Genomic DNA, 5017 nt, shown 5'->3' on the forward strand with positions numbered 1-5017 from the left:
GGTGGAATACATGTAGGCGGTGGGCGAGGCAAACTCGGCGGCGCAGGTGTCGATGCGCTTGTAAACCGGATGAACGTCGAGCTTTTCGCGAATCTTCTGAATCTCTTCCACGTCTTTCCTGACCAGGGACGCGAGGCGGGCGTCGGAAAAACCCATCGCCTTCAGCATGCGCAGATTGGCGGCGTCCTGCGGGATGCCATGCTCGCGGATGCGATCTTCCATGGCCAGGATGCCGGCGATCTGCTCGAGGAACCAAGGATCGATCTTGCACATGGCGTGCACATCTTCGAGCGAGGTGCCCATGCGGATCGCCTGCGCCACCATGCGCAGCCGGTCGGGCGTCGGCGTGCCCAATGCGGCGCGGATGGCGTTGCGGTCGTCGGCGTGGTTGGCTGGCGTGCTCCCGTGGCCGATGCCGGGGATCTCGATCTCGTCCAGACCCGTCAGGCCGGTTTCCAGTCCACGCAGCGCCTTCTGCAGCGATTCCTGAAAAGTGCGGCCGATGGCCATGACCTCGCCGACCGACTTCATCGCCGTAGTCAGCACCGGCTCGGCGCCGGGGAATTTCTCGAAGGCGAAGCGCGGGATTTTGGTGACGACGTAATCGATCGACGGTTCGAACGAGGCCGGCGTGGCGCCGCCGGTGATGTCGTTCTCCAACTCGTCCAGCGTGTAGCCGACGGCGAGTTTCGCGGCGATCTTGGCGATGGGAAAACCGGTCGCCTTGGAGGCCAAGGCAGAGCTGCGCGAGACGCGCGGGTTCATCTCGATCACCACAAGTCTTCCATCTGCAGGATTCACGGCGAACTGCACGTTGGAGCCGCCGGTCTCGACGCCGATCTCGCGCAGCACCGCGATCGAGGCATTGCGCATCATTTGATATTCTTTGTCGGTCAGCGTCAGCGCAGGGGCGACCGTGATCGAGTCGCCGGTGTGCACGCCCATCGGGTCGATGTTCTCGATCGAGCAGACGATGATGCAATTGTCGGCCTTATCGCGGACGACCTCCATCTCGTACTCCTTCCAGCCGAGCACGCTTTCCTCGATCAGCACTTCGGTGGTCGGCGAGGCGTCGAGGCCCGACTGGACGATCTCGTAGAATTCGGCGCGGTTGTAGGCAATGCCGCCGCCAGTGCCGCCCATGGTGAAGGACGGGCGAATGATGGCGGGCAGGCCGACATGGTCGAGCGCCTGTGCGGCGATCGCCATGGCGTGGCTGATGTAGCGCTGCTTGCGGTCGCCCTCGCCGAGGTTCCAGCGGGTTTCCAGCGCGTCGAGCGCGGCGTCGAGGTTCTCGGGCTTCTCAGCCTTGAGCGCGGCGCGCTCGGCCTCGTGCGTTTTGCGGTCGGCGTTCTTGACGTCGGTGGCGTTGGCCAGCATCGACTTCGGCGTCTCCAGGCCGATCTTGTTCATCGCCTCGCGAAACAGCGCCCGGTCCTCGGCCTTGTCGATGGCATGCGCATCGGCGCCGATCATCTCGACATTGTAGCGTTCGAGCACACCCATGCGGCGCAGCGACAGAGCGGTGTTGAGCGCGGTCTGGCCGCCCATGGTCGGCAGCAGCGCGTCCGGCCGCTCCTTGGCGATGATCTTGGCTACCACCTCCGGCGTGATCGGCTCGATGTAGGTGGCGTCGGCCAGCTCCGGGTCGGTCATGATGGTGGCCGGATTGGAATTGACCAGGATGACGCGAAAACCCTCTTCCTTCAGCGCCTTGCAGGCCTGGGTGCCCGAATAGTCGAACTCACAGGCCTGACCGATGACGATGGGGCCGGCCCCGATGATCAGGATCGACTTGATGTCGGTGCGTCTTGGCATATCGAGGGTCCGTTCGGCAGGCGGCTTGCACGAAAAACCGGACGGGGAGGACCCGGCCGGTTGTGCTCGCGATTCTGGTATCAGGCTAGGAGGGCCTTATAGGGAAGAGTTTTGCCTGATGTAACCCCCTAAAATGCGAGTAGGGCAGTAGGGCAGTAGGGCAGTAGGGCAGTAGGGCAGTAGGGCAGTAGGTTCGAGCGCCCTTTAAACATATTGCCCTCCTGCCCTACTGCCTTATTCCCCTTAGCCACTCATCCCCCAGCGCCAACTCATCCTTGATCTCGAAGCGTTCGGAAACGCCGACGCGGATGATGTTCAGGTCGCCCTCGCGCGTGTAGCGGAATTCAGCTGATGCATTCGAACCGGCGGGCCGACCGGCCTGGAAACTGATGACGCGGGTACCGCCATCGGGCCAGGTCACGGTCACCTCGGCTTTGTCGCCCGTATGCACAACGCCCGCCTTGCAGCTGGTCATCGGCTGGCCGACATAGCGCGCGCAAGGAATCTCGTTGCGGGCACCCAGGGCCGGCGCGGACCTCCCCGGCGGCTGCAGCCGCGCAACGGCCTGTGCGTTGGCCGGAGGCGCTGTATTGGCGGCGCGATGCCGGATGGGCTCCTCCGCTGCTGCGGGCGACTGCGTCTCGCCGGTCGAAGGATTTCCGCTGGCCGCGAGCGCCAGGCGGTAAGCGTCTTCGATGGCCGCCCTGCCGATTGCGTCGGCGGCTGTCATCGTGGTTCCGGGCGCGCCCAGGCGCGCTGTCAGGTCGGGAAGCGGCTGATCTGCGGATACCAGGTTCGAAGCCTCGGCTGCAGGAGCTGCGCCTTCGCCGGTCGTTTCGGCATCCGCATCCGAAACGGCCGCCGGATTGTCGGGGTTCAGGTAGCGGGCGGGAGCCCATCCCGTCAGTTGCGGATTGTCAGTTTCTGCGACCTTGCACCAGCGGTAGCCATTGACGTCGTTGCAGCCGAGATTGTTGACGCTCGTACCGTTAGGCAGCCGAGCCTTGATCTTGCCCATCGCCGATGCCGTGGCGCGGACGTTCAGGAGATCGCCTGGAGCGAGGTCGGTCACGATGGAAACGATCGGCGCCTCCTCGGCTTTGGCCGGCAGCAGCGCCGTCAGCAGGAGAAGGGCGGCAGTGAGCGCGTACAGCGTCGTTCGGAGCGTAACTGTGCGCCTCATCATTTTGGCCGTGGGCGATAGAAGCATTCCCGGAGGTGCGGCCTGGCACGGAAACGCCACCGCATTCCAGGCCGATTTTATAAACGACGACATGGCGCTATGTAAGTCGGAAAATGCGGCTGGGGAATGGTGTCCGGTCCGCGGCATTTGCAAGCTCAGCCGGGCATGAGCAAGCTGCTTGGCGGCATGAGCTCGTAACCTCGCTCAGCCTGAGGCATGAACGCGTTCCGCGTTCAGCCTGGGAACTCGTACCTCGTTCAACCCGACATAAACCCGGTTCGCAGCGCGTGGGCCCATTCCGGCTGTCCCGCCTGTTCGGCCTGCCGCGCTGCCGCCTCATGGTCATAGTCGACGGCGATGGCCGCAAAACGGTCGGGGCGGCCCGGCTCACCCAGTTCGACAATGCCGTAGCGTGCATGCGGAGAGCCTTGCTCCGAGACATGCGCCGGTGGCGTGTCGTCGCCATAAGCGGGGCAGCCGATGCTGCCCGGATTGAAGACGACAGGGCCGTCGGGGATACGGATCAGTTCGCTGCGGTGGCTATGGGCGCACAGCACGATGCGGCAAGCGGGATCGAGCGCGGCCAGCCGTCGCTTGATGGCGGCCAACGGTGCGCGCACCAGCCGGCCGCCGGCTATCGTATCGGTCAGATATTTTTCGTCGTGGTCGGGCCGGGCATGGAAGGCAACCACGCCCGGCGCGATCTCCAGCGTGAGGGGCAAGGCCAACAGCGCCTCGCGCTGGGCCGACGTCAGCCGTTCCTGCGCATAGCGGTCGGACGGCCACATGGCTTCATCGGCGGTGTCGCGGGCGACGCGGCGGTCGTGATTGCCGCGCACCGTCGGCAGGGCGAGCGCTTCAAGCCGCGCAAAAGTCTCGCGCGGCCAGAGCGGGCCGGAGACGCAATCGCCGAGATTGACGACGAGGTCGGCGCCGCCGCGCTGCCGCAGATCGTCGAGCACGGCGTCCAGGGCGAGGACGTTGCCGTGGATATCGGCGAGGACGGCAATGCGCATGGGAAGCTCCCTTGGTTCGAAGCACGGCATAGCAGGAGGACTTCCAGGCACCAACCAATCCTGGCGAGTTGTGCTCGGTACTGGCGGGTGCCGGGAGACGGCTATGCTTGGATTTTGATCTCGTTGGCGCCTACCGCGGGCAGCGCCGTATCGTTGACGGCAGCGGCAATGACGCTGTCGAGCAGGCCCGGAAAGCGAGCATCGAGGTCGTCGCGGCGCAGCGTGATCAGCCGGCTGGTGCCGACCACCTCGGTGCGTGTGACGCCGGCCTCGCGCAATTTGGCAAGGTGATAACTGAGATTGGTTTTCGAGCAGAGGTCGAGGAACTGGCTGCAGTTCAGCGGCACGCCTTCCTTGCTGGCGAGATAGCGCACGATGGCCAGCCGGGTGGGATCGCCGAGCACGGCAAGCACGTTCGACAGGCTGATCTGGTCGGCGGTGGGATGGGGCAGGGTCATGCCCAGGAACTAAGCGCAATCAGGGTCGATTTCAACGCATCTCCTCCTTGATGGATGCACGCAGTTTCCACCTCCCGCCACCTTGTCCTGACATAGAGCTGTCAGGAGGGTTCCGCTATTCTCCGGTGGCTTCATTGACACCATGCCCCATGATGTACAATTGTTCAATAACTTTTGAACTAAGGATTTGTTGCCATGGACAAGCGCCTCATCTGGCTTGCGCTCGGATCATTCACGATCGCGACCGAAGGCTTCGTCATTTCAAGCCTGTTGCCCGACATTGCGGCCGACGCCGCCATCTCCGTTCCACTCGCCGGCACGCTGATCACCGCCTTCGCGCTCGCCTATGCGCTCGGCACGCCGATCCTGGCGACGCTCACCGGCGAATGGGACCGTCGGCGCGTCATCTTGTGGACGCTGGTGTTTTTCGTGCTGGGCAATCTGGCGGCGGCGCTGAGTTCCTCGTTCGAATTGCTGCTGATAGCGCGCATCGTCATGGCGCTGTCGTCCGGCCTGTTCGCGGCGACGGCGCAGGGGACGGC

General features: G+C 64.2%; 5 protein-coding genes. 1 reads left to right on the forward strand and 4 read right to left on the reverse strand.

The window, feature by feature from the left end; translation table 11 throughout:
• From carB to EOA86_RS21755, 4 genes are all read right to left on the reverse strand, one after another.
• The coding region (gene carB / locus EOA86_RS21740) for a carbamoyl-phosphate synthase large subunit (protein WP_128343520.1) at positions 1-1818 on the reverse strand (1818 nt) is incomplete at its 3' end.
• A 226-nt stretch (positions 1819-2044) separates the two neighbouring features.
• A complete protein-coding gene (locus EOA86_RS21745) occupies positions 2045-3004 on the reverse strand; it encodes an SH3 domain-containing protein (protein ID WP_348633360.1) in 960 nt (319 codons plus the stop codon).
• A 254-nt stretch (positions 3005-3258) separates the two neighbouring features.
• On the reverse strand, positions 3259-4017 hold the full coding sequence (locus EOA86_RS21750) for a metallophosphoesterase family protein (RefSeq protein WP_128343522.1): 759 nt from the start codon (positions 4015-4017) through the stop codon (positions 3259-3261).
• Between the two features lie 101 nt (positions 4018-4118).
• Complete coding sequence (locus tag EOA86_RS21755; RefSeq protein WP_128343524.1) at positions 4119-4475, reverse strand: helix-turn-helix transcriptional regulator; 357 nt, start codon at positions 4473-4475, stop codon at positions 4119-4121.
• Between the two features lie 195 nt (positions 4476-4670).
• Between EOA86_RS21755 and EOA86_RS21760 the strand changes: the two genes are divergently transcribed.
• On the forward strand, positions 4671-5017 hold a 347-nt coding region (locus EOA86_RS21760; protein WP_164891892.1), incomplete at its 3' end, for an MFS transporter.

Origin of the sequence: Mesorhizobium sp. M5C.F.Ca.IN.020.32.2.1 (assembly GCF_004023105.1) — a bacterium.
Classification (GTDB): domain Bacteria; phylum Pseudomonadota; class Alphaproteobacteria; order Rhizobiales; family Rhizobiaceae; genus Mesorhizobium; species Mesorhizobium wenxiniae.

Excerpts from the sequence above, each read along its gene's own strand:
- EOA86_RS21745 (WP_348633360.1), bottom strand. The coding sequence starts at position 3,004 with ATGATGAGGCGCACAGTTACGCTCCGAACGACGCTGTACGCGCTCACT.
- EOA86_RS21750 (WP_128343522.1), bottom strand. The coding sequence starts at position 4,017 with ATGCGCATTGCCGTCCTCGCCGATATCCACGGCAACGTCCTCGCCCTG.
- EOA86_RS21755 (WP_128343524.1), bottom strand. The coding sequence starts at position 4,475 with ATGACCCTGCCCCATCCCACCGCCGACCAGATCAGCCTGTCGAACGTG.